Consider the following 3687-nt stretch of genomic DNA (forward strand, 5'->3'; position numbering starts at 1 on the left):
CAACCAACCAACCAACCAACCGGATCGGACCACCCCCGTGATACTCCACACCACCACCAACCACGTCTCATGGATCACCCTCAACCGCCCCGAAGCCATGAACGCCCTCACCCCGGACCAACGCGACCACCTGATCCGGCTGTTCGAGGAGGCGTCCGCGGACCCAGCCGTAAGGGCGGTGGTCATCACGGCGACAGGCAAAGGCTTCTGCGCAGGCGCAGACCTCCGCGGCGGCGGCCCACCAACGGACCGCGTAGCGGGAGACGTCGCCCGAGTAATCCGCCAGGGCGCCCAACGCCTGATCACCGCGATCCTCGACTGCGAGAAACCGGTGATCGCCGCGGTGAACGGCACCGCGGCCGGCATAGGCGCCCACCTCGCCTACGCCTGCGACCTGGTCATAGCCGCCGAATCGGCAAGATTCATCGAGGTGTTCGTACGCCGCGGCCTCGTCCCGGACGGCGCCGGCGCCTACCTCCTCCCCCGCCTGATAGGCCCCCAGCGGGCGAAGGAGCTGATGTTCTTCGGCGACGCCCTGACCGCCGCGGACGCGGAACGTCTGGGGCTCGTCAACAGAGTCGTACCGGACGAGGAGTTGGAGAAGACGGCCCGCACCTGGGCCGAACGCCTCGCCGGCGGCCCCACCCGCTCGATCGCCCTCACCAAGCAACTGGTGAACGCGTCCCTGGACACCGACCGGGCCACCGCCCTCACCGCCGAGGCCAACGCGCAGGAGATCAACATGACGACGGCGGACGCACAGGAGGGGGTGAAGTCGTTCGTGGAGCGCAGGGGACCGGAGTTCCACGGCCGCTGAGCCCCGCAGCGACCGAGCGCGCTCGTGAGAACCCCTTCCAATCTGACACCCCGTCAGCTTCAATGGAAGATGTGATGGGACACGCAGGAATGGCCGCCGCGGCGGTCCGCTACCTCAGGTCGGCCGGAGCCCCGGACACCACGGGTCGGGTCGAACCACTCCCACGCCCGGACCTGCGCGCGGTCGGCGACGACGAACGCGCACCGATCGACCCGGCCGAATTCCGGCGCGTACTGGGCAACTTCGCCACGGGCGTGACCGTCGTGACCGCACCGGCGGGCGAGGGAGAGCCGGCAGGCCCGGCCGGTTTCGCCTGTCAGTCGTTCTCCGCCCTGTCCCTCGACCCGCCGCTGATCGCGTTCATGGTCGCGCGTACGTCGACGACCTGGCCCCGCATCGCCCGCGCGGGCGTCTTCTGTGTGAACGTCCTGGGCGCCCACCAGGGCGACCTGTGCCGCGGCTTCGCGGTGAGCGGCGCCGACAAGTTCGCCGGGGTCGCCCACGACCCGGCCCCGGTGTCCGGGTCACCGCGCCTGGTCGGCGCCCCCGCCTGGATCGACTGCACGATCCACGCCGTCCACACGGGCGGCGACCACCTGATCGTGGTCGGCAGGGTGGACGCCCTGGGCACGGCGGACGGCGAAGGCGCGCCCCTGCTGTTCCACCGCGGCCGGTTCGGCCGCCTCACCACCGACTGAGGCCACGCACCGGCTCCGTACGAGTTCAGGCGAGAGACGAGTTCAGACGAGAGCCGTCCGCGCCACCACCGGCCGCCTCCGGATCACCAACGCCATCAGCGCCGCCGCGGCGCACAGCGCGCCCGAGGCGTACCACATGACGTCGTACGAGCCGAAGGTGTCGCGGGCGACGCCGCCGAGGAAGGCGACGAGGGCGGCGCCGACCTGGTGGGAGGCGAGGACCCAGCCGAAGACGATGGCGCTGTCCTCGCCGTAGTGCTCGCGGCACAGGGCGATGGTGGGCGGGACCGTGGCGACCCAGTCGAGGCCGTAGAAGATGATGAAGAAGATCATCGGCGGGTGGACCGAGGGGGCCAGCAGAAGAGGGAGGAAGAGGAGGGAGATGCCGCGCAGGGCGTAGTAGACCGCCAGCAGGCGGCGCGGGTCGAAGCGGTCCGTGAACCAGCCGGAGGCGATCGTGCCGATGACGTCGAAGACGCCGATGACCGCGAGGAGCGAGGCGGCTGCCGTGATCGGCATGCCGTGGTCGTGGGAGGCGGGCACGAAGTGGGTCTGGATCAGGCCGTTGGTCGAGGCCCCGCAGATCGCGAAGGTTCCGGCCAGCAGCCAGAACGGGCCGGTGCGCGCGGCCGAGAAGAGGACCTTCACCGTACGCCGTGCCGCGCCGGGCACCGGTGGCGGCTTCTCGACGAACTCCGTTGCCCCGTACGGCTTCAGGCCCACGTCCGCCGGGTGGTCGCGCAGCAGCAGCCAGACGAAGGGGACGACCGCGAGGGCCGCCAGCGCGACGGTGACGGCGGCCGGACGCCAGTCGTGCTCCGAGACGATCCAGGAGAGGACGGGCAGGAAGATCAGCTGCCCGGAGGCCGAGGCGGCGGTGAGGATGCCGGTGACCAGGCCGCGCCGCTCGGTGAACCAGCGGTTCGTGACGGTGGCGGCGAAGGCAAGGGCCATCGAGCCCGATCCGAGCCCGACCAGCAGTCCCCAGCACAGCAGCAGCTGCCACGCGGTCGTCATCCACACCGTCGCGCCGGACCCGATCGCGATCACGAGCAACGCGATCGCGACGACCCGGCGGATGCCGAACCGGTCCATCAGCGCGGCGGCGAACGGCGCCGTGAGCCCGTACAGCGCGAGGTTGACGGAGACCGCGAGCCCGATCATGCCGCGCGACCAGTGGAACTCCTCGTGCAGCGGGTCGATCAGCAGCCCCGGCAGCGAACGGAAGGCCGCGGCCCCGATGATCGTCACGAACGTCACGGCGGCGACGAACCAGGCCCGGTGTATCCGCCGACGGCGCTTGCCGGGCACGGAGTCCTGAAGGGCAGCGGCCTCAGTGGCTGCGGCATCGGTTGTCTGTGTCACGTCATAGAGCTTCCGGCCTGCGGACTCTCCGAACGAGTGGCCAGAAGGACAGCATTCGTTAGAATCGGGCCATGGGTACGCAGACCCCCTTCCATCCCCACCGCATCGTCGTCCTCGCCCTGGACGGCCTCCTCCCCTTCGAGCTCGGCATCCCACAGCGGATCTTCGGCCGCGCCAAGGACGCCGACGGCCGCCGCCTGTACGAGGTGGTGACCTGCTCGATCCGGCCGCCGGGCCGGGTCGAGGCGGAGGCGGACTTCTCCATCCTCGTGGAGAACGGCCCGGAGGCCCTCGCCACCGCCGACACCGTCGTCATTCCCGCCTCGTACGAGCTCGGCCCGGTGCACGACGAGGGCGTACTCACGGACGAGCTGGCCGCGGCCCTCGCGCTGATCCGGCCGGGCACGCGGCTCGTCTCCATCTGCACGGGCGGGTACGTGCTCGCCGCCGCCGGATATCTGGACGGGCGCCCGGCGACCACGCACTGGGCGTCCGCCGAGCACTTCCAGCGGCTCTTCCCGAAGGTGCGGGTGGACGCGGACGTGCTCTTCATCGACGACGGCGACGTGCTGACGTCCGCCGGGGTCGCGGCCGGGATCGACCTGTGCATCCACATCGTGCGCCGCGATCACGGTACGGCGGTCGCCAACGAGGTGGCCCGCCGTACGGTCGTGCCGCCGCACCGTGACGGTGGGCAGGCGCAGTACATCCAACGCCCTGTTCCGGAGCCCCAGTTGGCGTCCACGACCGCGGCTCGTGCCTGGGCGCTGGCGCGTCTGCACGAACCGATCCAGCTGCGGGACATGG

Annotated in this window: 4 protein-coding genes; 3 read left to right on the plus strand and 1 reads right to left on the minus strand. The window is 70.9% G+C overall.

Going from position 1 to position 3687, the window contains the following annotated elements; translation table 11 throughout:
• Window positions 1-37 precede the first annotated feature (37 nt).
• Window positions 38-817: an enoyl-CoA hydratase/isomerase family protein gene (locus AOK17_RS43400; RefSeq protein WP_063997377.1), complete on the plus strand. Its 780-nt coding sequence runs from the start codon at window positions 38-40 to the stop codon at window positions 815-817.
• Between the two features lie 74 nt (window positions 818-891).
• Window positions 892-1515 carry a flavin reductase family protein gene (locus tag AOK17_RS43405; RefSeq protein WP_055618158.1) on the plus strand — a complete coding sequence of 208 codons (624 nt, stop codon included), beginning with the start codon at window positions 892-894 and terminating at the stop codon, window positions 1513-1515.
• Between the two features lie 42 nt (window positions 1516-1557).
• Here the strand turns inward: AOK17_RS43405 and AOK17_RS43410 are convergent, their stop codons facing one another.
• A complete protein-coding gene (locus tag AOK17_RS43410; protein WP_055618159.1) occupies window positions 1558-2880 on the minus strand; it encodes an MFS transporter in 1323 nt (440 codons plus the stop codon).
• Between the two features lie 71 nt (window positions 2881-2951).
• Here AOK17_RS43410 and AOK17_RS43415 point away from each other — a divergent pair.
• The coding region (locus tag AOK17_RS43415; protein WP_055618160.1) for a GlxA family transcriptional regulator at window positions 2952-3687 on the plus strand (736 nt) is incomplete at its 3' end.

The organism is Streptomyces phaeochromogenes, from assembly GCF_001418655.1.
Classification (GTDB): Bacteria; Actinomycetota; Actinomycetes; order Streptomycetales; family Streptomycetaceae; genus Streptomyces; species Streptomyces phaeochromogenes.